At 63.3% G+C, this 21,015-nt stretch carries 18 protein-coding genes; 13 read left to right on the top strand and 5 right to left on the bottom strand.

The features are described from left to right. Positions 1-136: 136 nt before the first annotated feature. Positions 137-655, top strand: coding sequence for a GcrA family cell cycle regulator (locus ACLP2E_RS07935; protein WP_442463143.1), 519 nt, complete (start codon positions 137-139; stop codon positions 653-655). A gap of 18 nt (positions 656-673) precedes the next feature. Here ACLP2E_RS07935 and ACLP2E_RS07930 read toward each other — a convergent pair whose 3' ends face one another. Together ACLP2E_RS07930 and ACLP2E_RS07925 are read right to left on the bottom strand one after the other, a co-directional pair. Continuing rightward, positions 674-1,462, bottom strand: a complete 789-nt coding sequence (locus ACLP2E_RS07930; RefSeq protein ID WP_442463144.1) for an SGNH/GDSL hydrolase family protein — start codon at positions 1,460-1,462, stop codon at positions 674-676. Positions 1,463-1,973: 511 nt separating this feature from the next. After that, positions 1,974-2,870, bottom strand: a complete 897-nt coding sequence (locus tag ACLP2E_RS07925; protein ID WP_442465605.1) for a LysR family transcriptional regulator — start codon at positions 2,868-2,870, stop codon at positions 1,974-1,976. A 117-nt stretch (positions 2,871-2,987) separates the two neighbouring features. On the opposite strand from ACLP2E_RS07925, the gene ACLP2E_RS07920 reads away from it, so the two are divergent. From ACLP2E_RS07920 to ACLP2E_RS07905, 4 genes are all read left to right on the top strand, one after another. Further along, positions 2,988-3,623: a glutathione S-transferase family protein gene (locus ACLP2E_RS07920; protein ID WP_442465604.1), complete on the top strand. Its 636-nt coding sequence runs from the start codon at positions 2,988-2,990 to the stop codon at positions 3,621-3,623. Positions 3,624-3,631: 8 nt separating this feature from the next. Beyond that, complete coding sequence (locus ACLP2E_RS07915; protein ID WP_442463147.1) at positions 3,632-4,459, top strand: pyridoxamine 5'-phosphate oxidase family protein; 828 nt, start codon at positions 3,632-3,634, stop codon at positions 4,457-4,459. A gap of 59 nt (positions 4,460-4,518) precedes the next feature. Beyond that, the gene (locus ACLP2E_RS07910; RefSeq protein WP_442465603.1) at positions 4,519-5,127 is read left to right on the top strand and encodes a DUF938 domain-containing protein; all 609 of its coding nucleotides are present in this window, start codon (positions 4,519-4,521) and stop codon (positions 5,125-5,127) included. 390 nt (positions 5,128-5,517) lie between these two features. Continuing rightward, entirely contained in the window at positions 5,518-6,801 is a 1,284-nt protein-coding gene (locus tag ACLP2E_RS07905; protein ID WP_442461787.1) for a cystathionine gamma-synthase family protein, read from the top strand. A gap of 276 nt (positions 6,802-7,077) precedes the next feature. On the opposite strand, the gene ettA is transcribed toward ACLP2E_RS07905, so the two are convergent. Beyond that, a complete protein-coding gene (ettA, locus tag ACLP2E_RS07900) occupies positions 7,078-8,730 on the bottom strand; it encodes an energy-dependent translational throttle protein EttA (RefSeq protein ID WP_442461786.1) in 1,653 nt (550 codons plus the stop codon). 258 nt (positions 8,731-8,988) lie between these two features. Here ettA and ACLP2E_RS07895 point away from each other — a divergent pair, with 258 nt between their 5' ends. Then, complete coding sequence (locus ACLP2E_RS07895) at positions 8,989-10,965, top strand: hypothetical protein (protein ID WP_442465602.1); 1,977 nt, start codon at positions 8,989-8,991, stop codon at positions 10,963-10,965. 13 nt (positions 10,966-10,978) lie between these two features. Here the strand turns inward: ACLP2E_RS07895 and ACLP2E_RS07890 are convergent, their stop codons facing one another. Further along, positions 10,979-11,695 carry a CBS domain-containing protein gene (locus ACLP2E_RS07890; RefSeq protein ID WP_442461784.1) on the bottom strand — a complete coding sequence of 239 codons (717 nt, stop codon included), beginning with the start codon at positions 11,693-11,695 and terminating at the stop codon, positions 10,979-10,981. 166 nt (positions 11,696-11,861) lie between these two features. Here ACLP2E_RS07890 and ACLP2E_RS07885 point away from each other — a divergent pair, with 166 nt between their 5' ends. The 7 genes from ACLP2E_RS07885 (at position 11,862) to ACLP2E_RS07855 (ending at position 20,285) form a co-directional block, all read left to right on the top strand. Further along, the gene (locus ACLP2E_RS07885; RefSeq protein ID WP_442461783.1) at positions 11,862-12,485 is read left to right on the top strand and encodes a TetR/AcrR family transcriptional regulator; all 624 of its coding nucleotides are present in this window, start codon (positions 11,862-11,864) and stop codon (positions 12,483-12,485) included. Further along, complete coding sequence (locus ACLP2E_RS07880) at positions 12,482-13,474, top strand: HlyD family secretion protein (RefSeq protein ID WP_442461782.1); 993 nt, start codon at positions 12,482-12,484, stop codon at positions 13,472-13,474. The genes ACLP2E_RS07885 and ACLP2E_RS07880 overlap by 4 nt, the downstream gene beginning before the upstream one ends. Continuing rightward, positions 13,471-14,412 (top strand): ATP-binding cassette domain-containing protein, encoded by a 942-nt coding sequence (locus ACLP2E_RS07875; RefSeq protein WP_442461781.1) that lies wholly within the window; start codon positions 13,471-13,473, stop codon positions 14,410-14,412. The genes ACLP2E_RS07880 and ACLP2E_RS07875 overlap by 4 nt, the downstream gene beginning before the upstream one ends. Then, positions 14,409-15,569, top strand: coding sequence for an ABC transporter permease (locus tag ACLP2E_RS07870; RefSeq protein ID WP_442461780.1), 1,161 nt, complete (start codon positions 14,409-14,411; stop codon positions 15,567-15,569). Before ACLP2E_RS07875 ends, ACLP2E_RS07870 begins: the two co-directional genes overlap by 4 nt. 187 nt (positions 15,570-15,756) lie before the next feature. Then, positions 15,757-18,945, top strand: coding sequence for an MASE1 domain-containing protein (locus ACLP2E_RS07865; protein WP_442465601.1), 3,189 nt, complete (start codon positions 15,757-15,759; stop codon positions 18,943-18,945). A gap of 88 nt (positions 18,946-19,033) precedes the next feature. Beyond that, the gene (locus ACLP2E_RS07860; RefSeq protein WP_442465600.1) at positions 19,034-19,789 is read left to right on the top strand and encodes a linear amide C-N hydrolase; all 756 of its coding nucleotides are present in this window, start codon (positions 19,034-19,036) and stop codon (positions 19,787-19,789) included. A 61-nt stretch (positions 19,790-19,850) separates the two neighbouring features. After that, entirely contained in the window at positions 19,851-20,285 is a 435-nt protein-coding gene (locus ACLP2E_RS07855) for a nuclear transport factor 2 family protein (protein WP_442465599.1), read from the top strand. 24 nt (positions 20,286-20,309) lie between these two features. On the opposite strand, the gene ACLP2E_RS07850 is transcribed toward ACLP2E_RS07855, so the two are convergent. After that, positions 20,310-21,015: GH36-type glycosyl hydrolase domain-containing protein (locus ACLP2E_RS07850; protein ID WP_442465598.1), on the bottom strand; the 706-nt coding region annotated here is incomplete at its 5' end.

Below are 21,015 nucleotides of genomic sequence, written 5' to 3'. Positions count from 1 at the left end.
AACCATGATCGCGCCGCCGAGCAACTGCGTGGGGAAAAGCCGAAGCGCAAAGCCGGGCGCCAGTCAAGCGCTCTTTCAGGGGGGGCCTCCGCCTCGAAATGACGACGCGGAAGCATAAAAATTGGAGATCGAGCCCATGTCCTGGACCGATGAACGCGTCGAGCACTTGAAAAAGATGTGGCTCGAAGGATTGAGCGCAAGCCAGATCGCCAGCGAGCTGGCTCATGGCATCACCCGCAATGCGGTCATCGGCAAAGTGCATCGGCTTGGCCTTTCCGGCCGCGTCAAATCGCCTTCGCCCGCCCCGGCGCGCGTCCGCGCCAAGGCGCGTCCTGAGGATGAGACCGGCGGTCCTGTCGCCCCCGTCAGCCATGGCAACCTGGCGCTGGCGGCGGAAGTCCGCCCCGCTCCGGCGCCGCGCTCGGCGAGCGAGGATGTGGTCGTTCCGATCTCCCAGCGCGTGAGCATCATGGAATTGCGCGAATCCATGTGCCGCTGGCCGCTCGGCGACCCGACCAGCGCGGAATTCCGCTATTGCGGAGCCAAAATGCAGGCCGGCGTCGGCGGTCCCTATTGCACCTACCACGCCCGCATTGCCTATCAGCCGGCGCAGGATCGCCGCCGCGAGCGCGAAAGAAGATCGGTCCGGGGCTGATTTCAATAAGCCAGGGGATCAGATCCGCCCGGAAGCCCCGCTGTCGACCGCGTGAGCGAGGGTGACAGCGACCTGTTCAGCCAGGCAACGATAGCCGCGATCGTTCATGTGGAGATGATCGGGGCCGGTAAAATCCTCGCGGCCGGTCGCCTCGGACAGTTTGCGCATGGCGTCATAGCGCGACACCAGAGTGACGCCTTCGACCCGCGCGACCTGCGCCGTGGCGTCGCGCACCGCGACATAGGCCTGATTGCCCGCCAGTTTGCGCGTCCATTGCGGCCCGATCAGCAAAGTGTCGTATTGGCCGGCCTTGAGGAATTGCAGCGCAGCGCGCACGGTGGTCTGGTAATCGGCGATGACTGCGCCGGTCAGAGCATCGTTGGTGCCCACCTGCCAGACCACGAGATCCGGCGAAAGCGGCGGAATGTCGCGGCGCAGGCGCTCGACGGTCTTGTTCGCGGTCTCGCCGCCGACGCCGAGATTGATGACTTCGAACCGCTCGCCGGGCAAGGCTAGTTGCAACAAAGCGTGCAATTGCGAGGGATAATTGGCGGCGGGCGAGCTGGCGCCAACGCCCTCGGTCGACGATGAGCCGATGGCGACGATGCGCAGTCGCCGCCCATTCTCGATCGCCCTGGAAAAATGCGGCAAGGCCGCAATCCGCAGCGGCAAGGCGTCGGCGACGTCGCAGGAGGCGTCCGCGGCGATGTGCAGGCCACGGGTGTGGGTCTCGCCGGGAACGATCGCCGGAAAGATCAGCAACAGGGCGACGGAAGCCACCAGGGCGTGACGAAACGACTTTTTCATGCGGGATCGTGAACCGGAGCGTGAGCCGAAATGGCGAGCTTCTGCTATGCCTTTTGCGAGCCGCTTGGTCCATGCTCCAAAAATGCGCCGAAAAAATGATAAGCCCAACCAACCGCAGAGGCAGAAGGGGCATGAAAAGCTATAAGTGAAAAGTGAAAAAGTGGAAAGAGCGCCATTTTTCCGGACGACAAATGTTCTTGTTATGTTCCACGTGAAACACTTGAGGGCTCGGGAGGACCGCTTTGCGCCGCTCTCATTGAAATGATTGGTTTTTTGAGGCGCCTGCCTGCGGTCCGCGCGAGGGCCGGAAAGCTCCACGCCGCGCTGCCGCAAAGCACAACCTGTCGGTTGAGCGGACGAAAACAGCGTGAAATGAACGAAAATGAGCGGAAATGAATGCGATTTCGTTCAAATAAACCACTATTCTGAACGTTTTTTTCACCTTTTTCCACCTGCGCCGCCTTCGCTTTTCTCTGCAACCCAAGCGCGAGTCGAGCGCCAGCCGCGAAAATCACTCCGCGCCAAATTTTCCCCGCAGGACGGCAGCCGCTTTCTTGATGAACAGCGAGACTTTCTGCGGCGGATGCCGGCCGGCGGGACGCACCAGATGGATCGGCGCGGCGGGCGGTTCGAATTCGCGCAAAATGCGGATCAGGCGACCCTGGGCGACCGCCTCCTCGACCTGATAGGAAAACAGCCGCGCGATCCCGAGACCGGAAATGGCCGCGTCCAGCGCCGCATCGACCGAATTGACCGTCAGCCTCGGCCGGAAGCGAATGGTCTTTTCCTCCCCCGGCCCGAGCGTCCAATGGCTCGCCTGGGGCATGACGCCAAAGGTCGAGATGAAGGCGTGCTCAGCGAGATCCTCCGGAGTTTGCGGCTCGCCTTGCGCTGAGAGATAATCCTTCGAGGCCACCAGCACACGGCGCACCGCGCCGACGCGCAAGGCGATCAGCGAGGAATCCGGCAGTTCGCCGATACGCAGGCCGACATCGACGCCCTCATCGACCAGCGGCACGATGCGGTCGAACAGCAGCAGATTGACGTCGAGGCCGGGATTTTCGAGCAAAAAGGCGCGGACGATCGGCATGACATGCAGCCGGCCGAACATCACCGGCGCGGTGATCGTCAGCAAGCCCTTCGGCGCGGCCTCGCCTCGCACGGCGTCCGCCATGTCCTCGAACTCGGCGAGCACGCGGCGGCCACGCTCCAGCAGGCGCTCGCCTGCTTCGGTGAGCGACAGCGCGCGGGTGGTGCGGTTGAACAGACGCTGTCCCAGCAGATCTTCCAGCGCCGCCACCGCCCGGCTGACGGCCGCAGGCGAGCGCCCCAGTTTCCGCGCGGCGGCGACGAAGCCTCCGCGCTCGGCCACGGCGACGAAAATGGCGATGGAATCGAGGCGATCCAAGCGGATTGTTTCACTTTTCGCAAAAGTACGTTGAGATTTTTGCCTATTAAATCATTTTTTAAAAGGGCTAATTTCTTCGTGCCGGACCACAACGTCCATAGCGCATGGAGGAAAATCATGAACCCGCAAAAGCCGATCACCCTTTACGGCTTCCCCAAATCTGGCCATTCCCATCGCGCCGAACTGATGCTGCGCCTTTTGCAGCTGCCCTTCGACTTCCGGCAGGTCGATCTGGCCGGCGGCGAGCAGGCGGGCGAGGCCTTTCTCAAACTCAACCCCTTCGGGCTCGTTCCGGTAATCGACGACGACGGCGTCGTTATCGCCGATTCCAACGCCATCCTGGTCTATCTCGCGAAGAAATACGATCCGTCCGGCGCCTGGCTGCCGCAGGACCCCATCGGCGCCGCGCAGGCGCAGCGCTGGCTGTCGGTTGCGCAGGGCCCCCTATTCAACGGCCCCTGCTCCGCGCGTCTGGTCACGGTTTTCGGCGCCGCGCTCGATCATGAGCGCGCCAAAAGCATTGCGAAAAAACTTTTCGACGTCCTCGACGCGCAATTGGCGGGCAAAACCTTCCTGCTCGGAGCAAAGCCGACCGTCGCCGATGTCGCGCTCTACTCCTATACCGCCCATGCGCCGGAAGGCGGCGTGTCGCTGGCGCCCCACGCCCATATCCGCGCCTGGCTGCAACGCGTCGAAGCTTTGCGCCATTTCTCCCCCATGCCGGCGACCCGGGCCGGCCTCCTCGCAGCGTGAGCGCCGTCATGTCCGAAACCCTTCCTGATCCGCGCCGCAGCTGGCGCCAAGGGGAGATCCTGGCTCGGCGTCTGGCCGACAAGCCGGAAATTCCGGCTGTGATCCGGACGGCCATGAGCGCGCGATTGCGGGAGTTCTTTGCCGCCTTGCCGCTGGTTTTCGTCGCCGGAGTCGATGCGCAGTGCGCGCCCGCCGCATCGATCCTCCACGGCGCCCCCGGTTTTATCGCCTGCCCGGCGCCAGACCTGCTGGAGATGGCGGCGGATTTTCCAGCTGGCGACCCTTTGCGCGAAAATTTTCGCGAGGGCGCACCTTTCGGCCTGATCGGAATCGACTTTGCCGCGAGACGCCGCAACCGCGCCAATGGCCGCATCCTGCGCGCCGAACCGGGAAAAATTTCGCTTGTCGTCGCGGAGGCTTTCGGCAATTGCCCCAAATATATTTCTCCCCAGGAGAATTTTCCGTCGGCTGGCCCCGGAAGCTGGACCCCCCTGCGCGAAATCGACGATGACGCCAAGGCTATGATCTCCCGAGCCAATGTGTTTTTCATCGCCACGCGCGGACCGGACGGCGTCGATATCTCGCATCGCGGCGGTCCGCCCGGTTTTGTGACCATGACCCCTGACAGGGCTCTGATCGTTCCCGATTATCCCGGCAATAATTATTTCAACACATTTGGCAATCTGCTGCACGATCCCGCGGCGGCGCTGCTGTTCCCTGATTTCGCCCATGCGACGGCGCTGCATCTTTCCGGCCAGGCGCGCGTGACTTTTGCCGGCGAACAAAGGTTCTGGACTTTTACGCCCCAAACGGCCCGATTGCTCCGCGCAAAATAGCGCCGACGCGCGCGGAAACCGGTTCTGTTCCGGCGGGGTTTCGGCCATAATCCAGGCCGATGATCGACCCACGCCTCTTCGCCCCCGCCGCCGCCCGCAATCGCGGTCCGATCCTCGACGTCTTGCGCCAGGTTCTGCCAAGGGAGGGACTGGTTCTGGAGATCGCCAGCGGGTCGGGCGAGCATGTCGTGCATTTTGCGACGCATTTGCCGAAACTGACATTCCAGCCTTCCGACCCCGGCGCCGAGGCCCGCGCCAGCATCGCCGCCTGGATCGCCGCTCCCGGCGCGAGAAACATCCTGGCGCCGCTGGCGCTCGACGCCGCAACGGCGCCCTGGCCCGTTGCCAAGGCCGACGCCATCATCTGCATCAACATGATCCATATTTCGCCCTGGGCCGCGACCGAAGGCCTGTTCGCCGGCGCTCGCACCCTCTTGCCGGAAGGCGCCCCGCTCTATCTTTATGGACCTTACCGGCGCAACGGCGCCCACACCGCTCCGAGCAATTCCGCCTTCGACGAAAGCCTGCGCGCGCAGAACCCAGGCTGGGGCGTGCGCGACCTCGAAACCGTCGCCGCCTGCGCCGCGAGGGCGGGATTTGGCGAGCCGCAAGTGGTCGAAATGCCGGCGAATAATCTGAGCGTGATTTTTCGGCGGATGCCAAGCTAGCGGTCATAATCACACGCCTGACGCCTTATTGCGGTGACGGGATTCGGCTCGTTGGGGTCATGGGACATGTAGATCTCGCTGGAGGCTGTCCGAGGCGACTGTAGAGCGAACGGCAGTTATCGGAGGCGGATCGCCTGGAGAAGCGGCGCTCAAACTTAGAATCTGCAACCCGACAAAAAAACCAGCTGCAGAAAAATGTCTCGTGTTACGCGCAAAATTTACGAAGCTATTCCCCGCAGGCGTCAGGCTCCTAATCGGGAGCGGACGGCCTGTGGTGGTCACCGACGATTTCTCGGGTCAGAGTCAGGTTGCGAACATCGACTCCTAATCTCGTTGTGAATCCGCGATGATTTAATTGTGGCCTTCATTTGCAAAGCAGGAGAATTGTCTATGACGGACAAGAAGTGGCGGAGCCGCATGCTAGGTGACCGGCCCTTGAGCCCCGAGACATTGATGATGGGGTATGGCTACGACCCGAGCATGTCCGAGCAATCGCTGAAGCCGCCGGTTTTCCGCACCTCGACCTTCGTCTTTCGTTCGGCGCAGGACGGCAAGGAATTCTTCGAGTTGGCCTACGGCCTGCGGCAGCAGCGGCCCTATGAGGAGCCGGGCCTGATCTACAGTCGCATCAACAATCCTGATCTCGAAATGCTGGAAGACCGCCTCGCCATCTGGGACGCGGCGGAAGGGAGCCTGGCCTTCGCCTCGGGGATGGCGGCCATTTCCACAACCTTGTGGGCCTATGTCAGGCCGGGCGATGTGCTCCTGCATTCGGATCCGGTCTATGGCGGCGCAGATTTCCTGCTCAACAAGATCCTGCCGCAATTCGGCGTCACGCCCGTGGGCTTTCCTGCGGAAGGCGGCGCCGCGGCGCTGGCCGCGGCGGCGGAAAGCGCGCGGGCTCGCGGCGCCGTCAGCGCCATTTATGTCGAGACCCCGGCCAATCCGACCAATGGCCTGGTCGACGTGGCGGCGGCTCGCCGCATTGCCGACGCCATCGGCGAGACCGCGCGCCAGCCCATCGTCATCGTCGACAATACGATGCTGGGCCCCCTGTTTCAAACGCCCCTCGATCTTGGCGCCGATCTGGTCGTCACCTCTTTGACCAAATATGTCGGCGGCCATTCGGATCTGATCGCCGGGTGCTGCTCGGGATCACGGAAAAAACTCGATCCCGTCCGCGGCATGCGCACCATCCTGGGAACGATGTGCGACCCGGAAACCGGCTGGCTGCTGATGCGTTCGCTAGAGACGCTGAAGCTGCGCATGAGCGCGGCAGCCGACAACGCCCGGCAGGTCGCCGCGTTTCTCAGCCGGCGCCAGCAGGTCAAATCGGTCTGGTACCTGGGCCTGCTGCCGGCGGATCACCCGGACCGTGAGGTGTTTGAGCGCCAGTGCAAAGGCGCCGGATCGACTTTCGGCTTCGAGGTCACAGGCGGTGAAACCGAAGCCTTCGCCGTGCTCGATCGCCTCAAGATCATCAAGCTTGCTGTTTCGCTGGGCGGCACGGAGTCCTTGGCCAGCCACCCGGCGACAATGACCCATTCCGACCTGGCGGCAGAAGAAAAGTTGAGGCTAGGCATTACTCCCGCCCTCATTCGCTTGTCGGTGGGGATCGAGAACGCCGAAGACCTTGTCGCCGATCTCGACCAGGCGCTGTCAATTCTCAACTGACCCGGTCGCCCGCTGTCGAATTGCGGCGCTTCGCCAACGAATGGAGAGACCGGACCTCGCGTATCCTGGTATGATCTTCCGCTTATCGATCAACCTTTGACAATCAGTTCTGCCGTCGCGTCTCTTCGCCATAGCTTGGCGCGAAACGCCGAGCTTCGGATTTAGCGGGCGCGCGAAGCGCGCCATATGGCTCGCAATGACGTTTGCGTCGGATCAATATGCATAAAAGCCGGGCCTCCCGGCCAGGCTCCCGACATTACCAATCTCACGGAAAACTCAGCGCGAAAACTTCTTGTACTTCATCCGGTGGGGGATGATGCTGTCCGCGCCAAGCCGGCGCTTCTTGTCTTCCTCGTATTCGGCGAAATTGCCTTCAAACCATTCGACATGGCTGTCGCCTTCGAAAGCCAGCATGTGGGTGGCGACGCGGTCGAGGAAGAAGCGGTCATGCGAGATGATGACCGCGCAGCCGGCGTAATCCGCCAGGGCTTCTTCCAGTGCGCGAAGGGTGTCGACGTCGAGATCGTTGGTCGGCTCATCCAGCAGCAGGACATTGGCGCCTTTTTTCAGCATTTTCGCCAGATGCACGCGGTTGCGCTCGCCGCCCGACAGCATTTCGACTTTTTTCTGCTGGTCGGAGCCCTTGAAATTGAACGTCGAGCAATAGCCGCGCGAATTGATCTCGCGCTTGCCGAGATAGATGATGTCATTGCCGCCGGAGATTTCCTCCCAGACGTTCTTCTTGCCGTCGAGCGAGTCGCGCGACTGGTCGACATAGCCGAGCTGCACGCTTTCGCCGATCTTGATCTCGCCGGAATCCGGCTTGTCCTGACCGGTGATCATGCGGAACAGCGTGGTCTTGCCGGCGCCGTTCGGGCCGATGACGCCGACGATGCCGCCGGGCGGCAGCTTGAAGCTCAGATCGTCGATCAACAGCTTGTCGCCGAAACCCTTCGACAGATGGCTGAACTCGATGACGTTCTGGCCCAGACGCTCGGCCACCGGAATGACGATCTGCGCGGTCGTCGGGCCCTTGTCGTTCTGCCTGGCGACCAGATCGTCGTAGCGCTGGATACGCGCCTTGGACTTGGCCTGGCGCGCCTTCGGGCTGGCGGCGATCCATTCGCTTTCCGCCTCGATGGCGCGCTGGCGAGCCTCGTCTTCGCGGCCCTCCTGGGCGAGCCGCTTCTGCTTCTGCTTGAGCCAGCTCGAATAATTGCCCTCGTAGGGGATGCCGCGGCCGCGATCGAGTTCGAGAATCCAGCTGGTGACATTGTCGAGGAAATAACGGTCATGGGTGACGATCAAGATGGCGCCGGGATAGGCGCGCAAATGGCCTTCGAGCCAGTTCACCGTCTCGGCGTCGAGATGGTTGGTCGGCTCGTCGAGCAGCAGCAGTTCCGGCTGTTCCAGCAGCAGCTTGCACAAGGCGACGCGGCGGCGCTCGCCGCCGGACAGTTTTTCGACCGCCCAGCCGTCGGGCGGACAGCCGAGCGCGTCCATCGCCTGCTCGACCTGGCTGTCGAGATCCCACAGGCCCTTGGCCTCGATCTCGTCCTGCAGTTCGGTCATCTCGTCGGCGGTCTCGTCGGAATAATTCATCGCCAGTTCGTTGTAACGGTCGAGAACGGCCTTCTTGTCCGCCACGCCGAGCATGCAATTGCCGCGCACGTCGAGCGATTCGTCGAGTTTGGGCTCCTGCGGCAGATAGCCGACGCGCGCCCCTTCGGCGACGAAGCCTTCGCCGGAAAATTCCTTGTCGATCCCGGCCATGATGCGCAGAAGCGTCGACTTGCCGGCGCCGTTGACGCCAAGCACGCCGATTTTGGCGTCGGGATAGAAGGCCAGATGGACATTGTCCAAAACCTTCTTGCCGCCGGGCCAGGTTTTGGTGAGACCCTGCATATGGTAGACGAACTGCGGCGCCATGGGCGTGATTGCTTTCCGATTGGGGCTTTTCGCCGAAGGCGGGAGACCTTGGGCGAAAGGCGATGAAAACTTGGGCGCTTGCCGTCCGGCAAGCCGCCAATTGGGTCGGGCATGGTTTTAGCGGGAGGACTTGCGCCGGTCCAGCGGCGCGAAGATAGTTCGGCCACTCAAAAAAACCGCTTTTAGCCCTATTCCTGATCCGCCATTGCGCTATTGAAGCTAAAATGAAGCCGCGCGCAACTATTGGGAGTGCATGATTTGTCCAACGTCGATCCCGAGAATCGCAACCCCGATTTTTTTGCCGCCGCCGCGCCGCAAAGGGCGGAGCCGCAATTGCCGGCGAATTTTTTCCGCACCCCCGAACAAGCGCCCGCGGCCGGTCTTGCCCCCGCTGTGGCGCCTCCGGTCACCGTCACAGCGCCTCCCGTCGCCGCGGCCCCGCCGCCCTTCGAGGACGACGCCCCGATGGCGCCGGCGCGTTTCTCTTTGCCCGCGCAAACCCAGGCGCTGCTGGGCCGGCTCGCCGATCTGCTGCGCCGCCGCGATACGCCGACGCCTTTCGCCGCAGGCCTGATCGCCCCGGCGGGCGGCGGCAAGACCAGCGCCTTGCGCTGGCTGACTGAAAATCTCGGCTCGTCCGGCGCGCCGGTCGTGGCGCTGCGGGCCGGCGATCTGGCCGCTGAGCCCGAACGCGCCCTCGCCGCGGCGCTCTATCGCGCTTTGTCGACGCGCTATCCGGCTCTCGCCAATGAGGCGGCGCAGGAAGGCGCTCATATGGGCGCCGACGCGGGCGCCTATGCGCGCGCCGCGCACGAAAAACTCGACGCCTTGCGCCGCAAGCTGATGCAGGAGCGGCAGAATCTGGCGCAGACCGAAGCGCGCCGCGCCGCCTTGACCGAAACCCTGCTCTACGACACGCCCGGTTCGCGCGTCGATTCCTACGTCCGGCGGCTGCGCGGCGCCTTCGAGCCGCGCCTGCGACGTTTCGGCTTTTCGGGCGATTCTCTCGCCAATTTCAAGGATCTCGTCCGCGACCTCGCCGAGACCGGCGGCCTTTCCGCGCGATTGATCGCCTGCTCGCGCGCCGTTTACGCTTTTCGCGGCCAGGTCTCGCTGCTGGTTTACGCCGCCCTCTGTTTCGCCCTGAACTGGGGCGCCGGCTGGCTCACGGCCAATAAAAAACTCTGGCTCGGCGCTTTTTCCTATGCCGGTTCGCCAGGCGCGCAGGCGGGCGAATACGTCGGCGGCCATCTCGACTGGCTGCCGACGGCGGGCCAGCTTTTCGCCCTGCTCGGTCTGGCGCTGCTCGGCCTGAACCTGTGGCGGGCCTTCAGTTTCATGCAGCCCTTGTTCCACGGCGCCGGCCTGCTCGACGAGGATGTGGCGTCTAAACGCCACGAACTCGACCATATGCTGGCGCATCAGGCGCGCAGCGTCGACCTGATCGGAGCCGAGACCGCGGCCTTCGCCAAACAGGCGGCCGAGGCCGAACGGCGCGCCGCCGCCGCCGGCGCCTCGCGACATCCCCCGTTGTTTCTCGAAACCGACGCCGCCACGCAAAAGCGCGAATTTTCCCGCGGCTTCGTCGAGTGCCTGTCCGGCCTGATCGCCAGAACCAATCCCGACGCGCCCAAGTCCATCGAGGCGCCCGACCGCTTGATCGTCACGGTCGACGGTTTCGAGGCGGCCAATGAGCCCGCCTCCTTGTTCGACCGTCTGCACGATCTGCTGGCGCGGCCGGGTTTTGTCACGGTTTACGCGCTGGACCCGGAGACCTTCGGCCCGTCGCGGGGGGCCAGCCTCGTCCGGCGCATCCAATTGCCCTTGCGGCTCGACGCCGGAAAAAGCGGCGAAAGGCCGCTCGCCCTGACGCCGCTCGATACGCCGTTGTCGTCGTCGGAAACGCGGATCGTCGACGCTCTGGCGCCTTTGGCCGGCGGGTCGCCGCGCCTGCAAAAGCGGCTGCGCAACCTTTTCCGCTTCCTGCGGCCGGCGGCGGGCGCCCCGGTGGGCCTCAAGGCGGCGCTCGCTCTGTTCCTCGCCGCGGACCTCGGCGCGTCGCCCGAAGATCGCCGTAGCCTGGACGGCGCGCTGGCCGCCGCGGATGCCGATTTCGCGCCGAAAAACTCGCCGCTGCTGCAGGAAACATTGGCCTATCTCAAATCAATCGAAGGGCCGATCGACCGCGACACGGCGCGGCGGGCGGCAAGCCTCGCCCGCCATGTTCGACTGTAGGCTGTAGGCGCCTCTATTCGATCTTGCCGATGGTCATGCCGGAGAAAGGCTCGATCCACACCAGTTGGTCGACGACCTTGGTGACGCCGCCGATATTTTCGGCGGCGACGACCAAAGCCTGACGCTGCCTCTCGTCGAAAATCTCGCCCTTCAGGGTCACCACGCCATGATCCACCGCGACATCGAGCGTGCGCGGCGAAGCAAAACCCTGCGCCTTCAATTCCGCCATCAGCCTGTCGAGGATCGCCTTGTCGGTGCATTCGGCCGGGGTCGGCGCCGGCTTGGCGGCGAAGGCCGCGGACAAGGCGCGCAACAGGTCGGCGCGGGTGATGATGCCGACCAGATGTTCGCCGCTGACCACCGGCAGGCGCTTGACCCGGCGCTTCTCCATGATTTCGACGATCTCGGTCAGCGGCGCCGATTCCTCGACCGTCGCGACATCGCGCGTCATCACTTCACACACTTTGCGGCCGTGGCTGAGCACGTAGGATTCAGCGATATCGCCGGGACCGAGCAGAAATTCGATCCAGCGCGGCTTGCGCCTGGCGGCGCCGATCTCGGCGCGATGGAGAAAATCGCCTTCGCTGACCACGCCGACCAACCGGCCCCCGGCGTCGACCACCGGCATGCCGGAAACACGCGTCGATAACAGCATCGCGATGGCTTCGTCGATAGTCGCCTCGGGGCCGATGGTCTTGACCTCCCTGGTCATGATTTCGGATGCCAACATCGTCGCCTCCAAGTTTCTGCGCTTTTATCGCGCTGCCTATTATCAGCTTAATCCCGGCCCGCGTCCAATCCTTGACGCCGATCAATGCCGCATTGCGCTTGTCGGCGATATATATGACTGTATAGTCAGTCATATTATGATTGCGAGATAAATCGAAGGACAATCCATGCGCAAGCAGGCGCGCACCGAGGCCGAGCGCGAGGAGCGGATGCGAACCATCCGCGCCGCGGCGCTGGATGTTTTCGCCGCCAAAGGATTTGCCGCGGCGCGGCTCGACGATGTCGCCCAGGCGGCGGGCGTCGCCAAGGGCACGATCTATCTCTATTTCAAATCCAAGGAAGATCTGTTCGAAGCCATCGTCAAATCGACCATCGGCGTGGTGCTGGCGAATTTCGAACAGGCCGTCGCGGTCTCGCCCGCCTCCGCCAGTGAAATGCTGCGCATGATGGGCCGGGTCATCGCCAATGCGATCGAGGATGGCGACCGTCGTCGCGTGCTGCATCTGGTGCTCTCGGAAGGCGCGCGCTTTCCGGCCATCGCCGATTTCTACCACAGCGAGATCATTTCGCGCGGCATGAGGCTGATGCGCGCGATCGTCGCCAAGGGAATCGACAGCGGCGAATTCAAATCCGACGAACTGGCGCGCTTTCCGCAACTCGCCATGGCCCCGGCCCTGGTCGCAGTGATCTGGGCGGTCGTTTTCAGCCGCATCGAAACGCTCGACGCGCGCGCCATGCTCGAGGCGCATTTCGATCTGCTGCTGCGCGCCATAACGAGGACTCCCGCATGAACAAACGACTTCGCTTCGTCGCCATAGCGGCCGCGCTGATCGTGCTCGGCTGGGCCGCCTCGAAAATTTTCGCCCCCGGCAAGTCGCCCGATATCTTTGAAGGCTACGTCGAAGGCGATCTGTCGCAGATCGGGCCGATCGAAGGCGAAAGGCTGGCGCAACTCGAAGTCCAGCCGGGCTCACAGGTCAAAAAGGGCGCGCTGCTGTTCACCATGGCGACGCCGGTGCTCGACGAGCAGCGCGCCGAAGCGGTGGCGCGAGTCGAACAGGCGCAGGCGAATCTGGAAAACCTCAAGGCTGCGCTGAACCGGCCCGAACAGATCGCCGTGCTCAAGGCGACCCTCGCCCGCGCCGACGCCTCGCTGGTTCTGTCGCAGACCGAATACGACCGACAGGTTTACCTGCTGCCCAAGGGCGCGACCACGGTGGCGGCGCGCGACCAGGCGAAATTCGCCCTCGATCGCGACAAGGCCGCCGTCGCCGAGGCGCAGCGCCAGATCGACGCGGCGCTTCTGCCCTCGCGCACGCATGAGATCGCCGCCGCCGAAGCCGCGATTTCCGAAGACCAGGCGCAATTGCAGCAGATCGAAACGCGCATCGGCCGCCAGAGCGTCCATGCGCCCGAGGACGGGATCATCCAGGACGTTTTTTTCTGGCCCGGCGAGGTCGTCGCCGCCGGCCAGCCGGTGCTCGCCCTGCTGCCGCCGGAAAACAGGAAAATCCGTTTCTACGTTCCAGAAACACAGCTGGCGAGATTTTCGCTCGGCGCGAAAGTCGCCGTTTCCTGCGACAACTGTCCCGCCGGCCTCGAAACCCGCGTGATCTATATTTCGCAACAGGCCGAATTCACCCCGCCGGTGATCTTTTCCCTGCAAGAGCGCGGCAAGCTGGTGTTCCGCATCGATGCGCGTCCGGACGGCGACAACTTGAGCTTGCCGCTCGGCCTGCCGATCTCCGCCCGCCTCGCTGAATCGGGAAAAGCGCCATGAGCGCGGCGCCCAATGGCCAATCCGACATTGTCATCGACGTGCGCAACCTGTCGAAAAGTTTCGATGGCAAGGTTGTGGTCGAGAACCTGTCGATGCAGGTGCGGCGCGGCCGCATCCACGGCTTTCTCGGCCCCAACGGCAGCGGCAAGACCACCACCATCCGCATGCTCTGCGGGCTATTGACGCCGGATTCCGGGACCGGCCTGTGCCTCGGCTACGACATCCTGACCGAGCAGACCGAAATCAAGCGCCGCACCGGCTATATGACGCAACGATTCTCGCTCTATTCCGACCTGACCATCCGGGAAAATCTCGAATTCATCGGCCGTGTGTTCGGCCTGCCCGATCCCGCCTCGAGCGCCAGCGAAACCATCGAAAAACTGGGCCTCGGCGGACGGAAGGACCAGCTCGCCGGGGAATTGTCCGGCGGCTGGAAACAAAGGCTGGCGCTCGGCGCCTGCATCATGCCCAAGCCCGAACTCCTGTTGCTCGACGAGCCCACGGCCGGCGTCGATCCCAAGGCGCGGCGCGATTTCTGGGACGAGATTCACGGTCTGGCCCGCGACGGGCTGACGGTTCTGGTCTCGACCCATTACATGGACGAAGCCGAGCGCTGTCACGAGATCGCCTATATCGCCTACGGCCATCTGCTGGTGCAGGGAACGGTGAAGGAAATCGTCGCCGGCGCGAAACTCTCGACCTATACGGTCACCGGCGACGATCTCGGCGATCTGGCGGAGAAGCTGAAAGCGGCGCCGGGCGTCGAAATGGTCGCGCCCTTTGGCGCGAGCCTGCATGTCGCCGGCCGCGATGGCGCGGCGCTCGACCGCGTCGCCACGGATTTTCAGGCGGAGGGACGCGTCTGGACACGCGACGAGCCCAGTCTCGAAGACGTGTTCATCGATCTGATGACGCGCGCGCAGGACAATTATCAATGAGCGCCCGGGCCAGCCTGTTGTCGCGCTTTCGCGCCTCGATGCGGCGGCTCTCCGCCGTCTTCATCAAGGAATTGATTCAGCTCCGGCGCGACCGGTTGACCTTCGCCACCATGATCATGATCCCGGTGATGCAGCTCATCCTGTTCGGCTTCGCGATCAACTCCGATCCCAAGCACCTGCCGACCGCCGTGCTCGACAACGACCACAGCGCTTATTCGCGCCTGTTCATCACCGCCTTGCGGGCCACCGATTATTTCGACCTGCGCTACACTCTATCCGGGCCGGAAGAGATCGACCCGAAGATGCTGTCCGGCGCCGTCAATTTCGTCATCGAGATTCCGCAGGATTTCGCCCGCCGTCTGGCGCGCGGGGAAAATCCCGCCGTGCTGGTCATCGCCGACGCCGCCGACCCGACCGCCGTCAACGGCGCCCAGATGGCCTTGAACGGCATGGCGGCGCAGGTTTTCACCCGCGAACTGACCGGCCCGCTCGCCAAACTGGAGTCCAGGCCCGCGCCATACGAGGTGCGGCTGCAGAAGCGCTACAATCCGGCCGGCGAGACGCGGCTGAACATCGTGCCGGGACTCGTCGGCACCATCCTGACTTTGACCATGCTGATTTTCACCGCTCTTTCGGTGACGCGCGAGATCGAGCGCGGCACGATGGAGAGCCTGCTCGCCATGCCGATCAATCCGGTCGAGATCATGCTGGGCAAGATCCTGCCCTATGCGGCGGTGGGCTTTTTCCAGATGACGCTGATCGCCGGCGCCGCGCGTTTCATCTTCAATGTTCCGGTGGTCGGCAATCTCGGCACGTTCGTCGTCCTGACCATGCTGTTCATCGTCGCCAATCTTTCGGTCGGCTATACGTTTTCGACCATCGCCAAGAACCAGTTGCAGGCGATGCAGATGAGCTTCTTCTTCTTCCTGCCGAGCATCCTGCTGTCGGGCTTCATGTTCCCGTTTCGCGGCATGCCCCCATGGGCGCAGGACGTCGGCTCGATCCTGCCGCTCACCCATTATCTGCGCATCGTGCGCGGCGTAATGCTGAAAGGCGCCGGCTTTGCCGATCTCGCCGCCGACACCGGCGCGCTGGCCGCCTTCACGCTGGTTGCGATGACGGTCGCGGTGGCTCGCTTCCGGCAGACGCTGGATTGACCCGAACCCCACCCTCCCCGGTAAACAACTGTCGCGCTGCCCAATGTTTTCGCGAAGGTGATGAATTCATTTCTGAAACTGTCGCTTGTCATTGGTTAAATAACGCAGGGGTGCTAAGAGCAACATCTTCGGCGCTTCCATCGGCTGAAACGTGGAGCGCGGCCGTCCAGCTTACGGTAAGCGTGGTATGACGCCTTCGAATTTGGCCAATTCGGGACCGGTTCGCTTTGGTGCGAAACGCCATGCCGCCGAGCTCGTCGGCGTCGCGGTTGTTTACTTCGCACTCGCGAAACTCGGCCTTGCATTGGCTTCGCTGAATCCAAGCGCCAGCCCGATTTGGCCGCCGACCGGCTTTGCCCTCGCCATGATGCTGTTGCGGGGATATCGCGTCTGGCCGGCGGTGTTCGTAGCGGCGCTGGCCGCCAACGCCACCACGGCTGGCTCCCTGACAACCTCAATGGCCATCGCCACGGGCAATACGCTTGAGGCCCTGGTTGGCGCCACTCTGATCAGGAAATGCTGCGGCGGCGCGAATCCGTTTGGCGCCCCCGTGGATGTGGCGAAATTCGCTCTTGTCAGCATAGGACCGGCGACGCTGATCAGCGCCACGATTGGCGTTTCGGCGCTGCGGCTTGGCGGGTATGTCCCGCCCGGCCAATTCCATTCGGTCTGGCTGACCTGGTGGATCGGCGATTTCGCGAGCGCCCTCCTGCTGGCGCCTGTCATCGTGCTTTGGATGACGCCTGGCCCCGGAAATTTCGGCTCCAGGGAATTCGCCAAGACCGCGGCGCTGATTGCAGCCTCGGCGGCGGTCGGTCTCGTCGCCTTCAGTCCGGTCGGCGCGGTCGGCGACCAGGCTCCGATGGGTTTTCTTGCGATCGTTCCGCTGCTGTGGGCGGCGTTGCGCCGGGGACCACGCGACACCGCGACCGCGGGATTGGTGTTGGCTTGTTTCGCAATCTGGGGCGCGGCGACGGCGACCGGACCCTTGGCGCATCCCGCCGTCAACGCTTCCTTCCTGTTGGTGGCGATGTTCGCGATCGGGGCGGTCGTCCCCAGTCTTATGCTCAGCGCCGAAGTGGCGTTGCGTAAACTGGCTGACGAGCGGCGGCGCGACAGCGAGCATCGGTTGAACCTGTTCATCGAGCACGCCCCCGTTTCCATCGCCGTGTTCGACCGCCATATGCGCTATCTGGCGGCCAGCAAGCGCTCATTGGAGCCTTTCGGTCTCACGCAAACGCCCATCGGCAGCAGCTATTACGAGCTTTATCCGGATATTCCGGACGCCTGGAAGGCCGCGCACAAACGTTGCCTCGCCGGCGCTGTCGAGTGCTCGGACGGCGAGCCGATCAGACAAGCGGACGGTTCGTTCAAGTGGATCAAATGGGAGGCTCGGCCTTGGCGCGATGGCCAGGGCGGCATTGGCGGAATTCTTGTAAGTTCCGAGGACATCACGGATCGCAAACATTCGGAGCTGGCGCTGCGCGAAAGCGAAGCTGTGTTGCGGATCAGCCAGAGCCGCCTGCGTCATGCGGCCGACGCCGCCGGCCTCACCTATGCCGACTTCGATCTCATCAACGATCAGGTCATGCTGGCCGAAAACTTCGCGCGCGTGACGGGCTACAAGCCGCGCATCCCGGCCACCGGCGGCGCCATTGGAACCGGGTTTTCGAGTTTGATGGCCCATGCCGCCCTCGCCGATCATCCGCGCCTGATGCAAGCCTACAGACAATTGCTGGCTGGCGTCGCGATGGACCGGGTCGAATACCGCCTGATCGGCGACGACGGCGTCGTGCGCTGGATGGAGAGCGTCGCCAAGACAGAATCCGGCGGCGATGGCCGACCGGTTAGAGCCTTTGTCACCAGTCTCGATATCACGTCGCAGGTCGAGACCAGAAATGCGCTCGCCGCGGCCAAGGAGAAGGCGGATGAAATTCTCGCCAGCATCGGCGATGGTTTTTACGCCCTCGATGCGCAATGGCGCTTTGCCTATTTCAACGCGCAAGCCGAAAGGCTGCTCAAGAAAAACCACGAGGACGTGCTCGGGCGATGCATTTTCGATGTCTTCCCCAAGCTCCGCGAGACGCCGGTGCAGGCCCATTACCGGCAGGTGATGGAGGGGAAACAGGCTATCAATTTCGAATGTATTTCGCCGATAAGCGATCAATGGACGAATTTCAGCGTCTATCCCACGCGCGAGGGCGGCATTTCGGTCTATTTTCGCGATATTTCCGACCAGAAGGAGATTGAACGCGAACTGGTCGCCGCCAAGTCCGAGGCCGAGCACGCCAATCAGGCCAAGTCCAAATTCCTGGCGGCGGCCAGCCACGATCTGCGGCAGCCCGTGCAATCGCTGGTGCTGCTGCTCTCCGTCATCGAGCGGCAGGTCGCCAGCCGGCCAAAAGCCATGGAAACCGCGAGAATGATGCGGATGGCGGTGGACGGCCTTCACGGTCTGCTCACCAGCGTCCTCGACATCTCCCGCCTCGACGCCGGGGTGGTGGCGCCGATCGCGGAATGCGTCGACCTCGGCGCGCTCGTCGAGCGCCTGGCGGCCGAATATACGCCGAAAGCGGCAGACAGGGGCCTTGAATTCCGTATGGTCACGAGAGACTGGCAAGCGCGCACCGATCCCGCCCTGCTGGAGCGCGCCTTGCGCAATCTGATCGAAAACGCGCTGCGCTACACAGAAGAAGGCGGTATCCTGTTGGCCATGCGCCGCAGGGGCGAGCTGGTCAGAATCGACGTCATCGACACCGGCATCGGCATTGCCGCCGACAAGCAAGCCGAAATTTTCGAGGAATTCCATCAACTGGGCAATCCGGGCCGCGACCTTGACCAGGGCCTGGGGTTGGGATTGGCCATCGTTAGCCGTATCGCCAGCCTTTTGGGGACGCAGGTCGACGTGGCTTCAAGGGTTGGCCGCGGCTCCCGCTTCTCGCTGTCCCTGCCGCGGGTCCACGATGCCGCTCCCGTTGTCGCTGTAAGCGCTCCAATCGACGATCCAGGCGGCCGCGTCCTGATCGTCGAAGACAACGCGGTCGTTCGCATTGGCCTTGAAGCAATGCTGAAGCAATTTGGCTACGAGACTTTGTCCGCTGTTTGCGGCGAGGACGCACTTGAACTTGCTGAGAAGCAGGCTTGGTCTTTCGCCGCGATCGTCGCCGACTATCGGCTTGGCGCGGGCCTGACCGGCATTGAAACGGCCAGGGAGATCCAGCGGGTGGCTGGCCGCCCCATTGCCGTCTTGGTGCTGACGGGCGATACCGCCGTCGAGTGCATCGCCGAAATCGAGGCCAGCGGCTTCAAAATGCTGCACAAGCCATTGAGCGCCGAACAGTTGCGCCGCGAACTGGCGCAATTGATCAAGGCATAGACAAGGATGCCGTTGCTCATGCCGGGCGTCTGGCGGATAAAGGGGCGCAACGCCCTGGAGGAATTCGGTGACGAAGCCCTTTTCACGGATGAACAAAATTATGCTCGCCGCGCTGCTGGCCAGCTCATCCATTGCTTCGGCCTTCGCCTGCACCCGGACCCTCTATGTCGCCGACGACAAGACGGTCATCACCGGCCGCAACATGGACTGGCAAGAGGACATGAAGTCCAATCTCTACCTGTTTCCGGCGGGCATGGAGCGTGATGGCGCCTCGGGCCCGAAATCCATTGCCTGGACCTCGAAATATGGCAGCGTCATCGTCGCCGGCTACGAAGCCGGCAGCACCGACGGCATGAATGAAAAAGGCCTCGTCGCCAATTTGCTTTATCTGGCGGAATCCGATTACGGAACGCCGAAGGCGAACGGCCCCTTCCTGTCAATCTCGCTCTGGGCGCAATATGCGCTCGACAATTACGCGACGGTGGCCGAGGCAGTGGAAGCCTTGCGCGCCGGGCCCTTCTCGATTCTCGCCCCAACCCTGCCGAACGGCAGCGCCGCGGCGCTGCACCTGTCGATCTCCGACGCCAGCGGCGACTCGGCGATTTTCGAATATGTGGACGGCAAGCTCGTCATTCACCACGGCAAGCAATATAACGTCATGACCAATTCGCCGGCGTTCGACCAGCAACTGGCGCTCAACGCCTATTGGAAGGGCATCGGCGGCCTGACCTTCCTGCCCGGCACGAATCGCGCCGCGGACCGGTTCGCCCGCAGAAAGGCGGCGCGACGAAAATCGATCCTGTGCCATCAGGCCAGTTTCGGCAGCGTCGTTCCGACGGGGTAATATCCAGCGGGTTCCACCATCCTTTTGTAAGCAACAACGCCAAGCGCAAAGAAAGTCCGGAATGCCGAAAGCCAAATTTGCGGTTTACGCGCCCGCCGAGCCATACTTCACCCTGGTTCGGGGCGCGCTGGGCGGCCTCGTCGACGGCGAGCATTTCTTCGACATCCTCGCCGATGACGTCGTCTACGAGGTCCTCTACGACTTCCCCGGCTGGCCTCGCGTCGTCCAGGGGCGGGACGACCTGATGGCCCTGTTCAGGGGCTATGTCGACAACATCGCGCTTCAATCCGCCGACAAGCTGACGGTCCACAAGGCCGACGACAGCCGTGTCGTCGTCATCGAATACGAAGTGCACGGAACCATCCTCGCGACGGGCGCAAAATACGACAACCGGTTCTGCTCAATCGTCAGGATCGAAAACCGGAAGATCGCGCACTGGAGGGACTACATGGATTCCCTCGCAGCCTGGAACGCCTTGGCGGCGCGCACCCGCTGAAGCCCGGGCGCGGCCACAAAGCGTTCAGTTCCGAAGCAATTCCGCCGCCGTCTCGCTGGCCACGTGTTTCTTCCCTTTGAAAGTCACGCTCTTCAACTGCAGCCCGGCCTTGTCCGCAAAAGCGTCGGGCCGCAGTTTCAGCTCGCCCTCCTCCAGCTTGACGCCAAGGAGGGCATAGGCGGCGGAGGTCATCCGCGCGGCGGCGCCGGTGTACCAGGACCAGCCGCCGCGGCCCGCATGGCCGGGGCCGTCGTAGATATCCGCCGGCTGCTGGTGCGGCGGCAGGCCGTAGATATCGATCTTGTCCGGCCCGGTCTTGCTCAACGGCGAAAGCGAGACCCAAACTTCGAAAGCGCGCGAGAAATCCTTGAGCGCCTGGGCATTGTCGCCCTCCCTCGCCGCGTTTTCGCCGAGCTTCGCCAAGGCGTCGACGAACCAGGACGAGCCGTGGGTATATTGGCCGCCGTTCTCGCGCACGCCGGGCGGATAATCGGCGCTGCGGCCCGGGAAGGGTTTTGAATTTTCGTCATAGGGCGGCGTCACCAGCAGCACGCGGTCGCCCTTGTCGAGCGCCAGCAAACCGTTCTCCAACGCCTTGCGCCCCCTTTCGCTCGGCGCGGCGCCCGACAGCGACGGCCAGGCGGAGGACATCGCGCCCATCGGCAGAAACTCCGCGCCATCGTCGGCGAAGGCGCGCACGAAACGGTCGCCGCGCCAGCAGCGATTGAGC

The organism is Rhodoblastus sp. (assembly GCF_052145335.1).
GTDB lineage: Bacteria > Pseudomonadota > Alphaproteobacteria > Rhizobiales > Beijerinckiaceae > Rhodoblastus.
The sequence above is the reverse complement of the archived record's forward strand: the minus strand, read 5'-3'. Positions and strand labels throughout refer to the sequence as shown.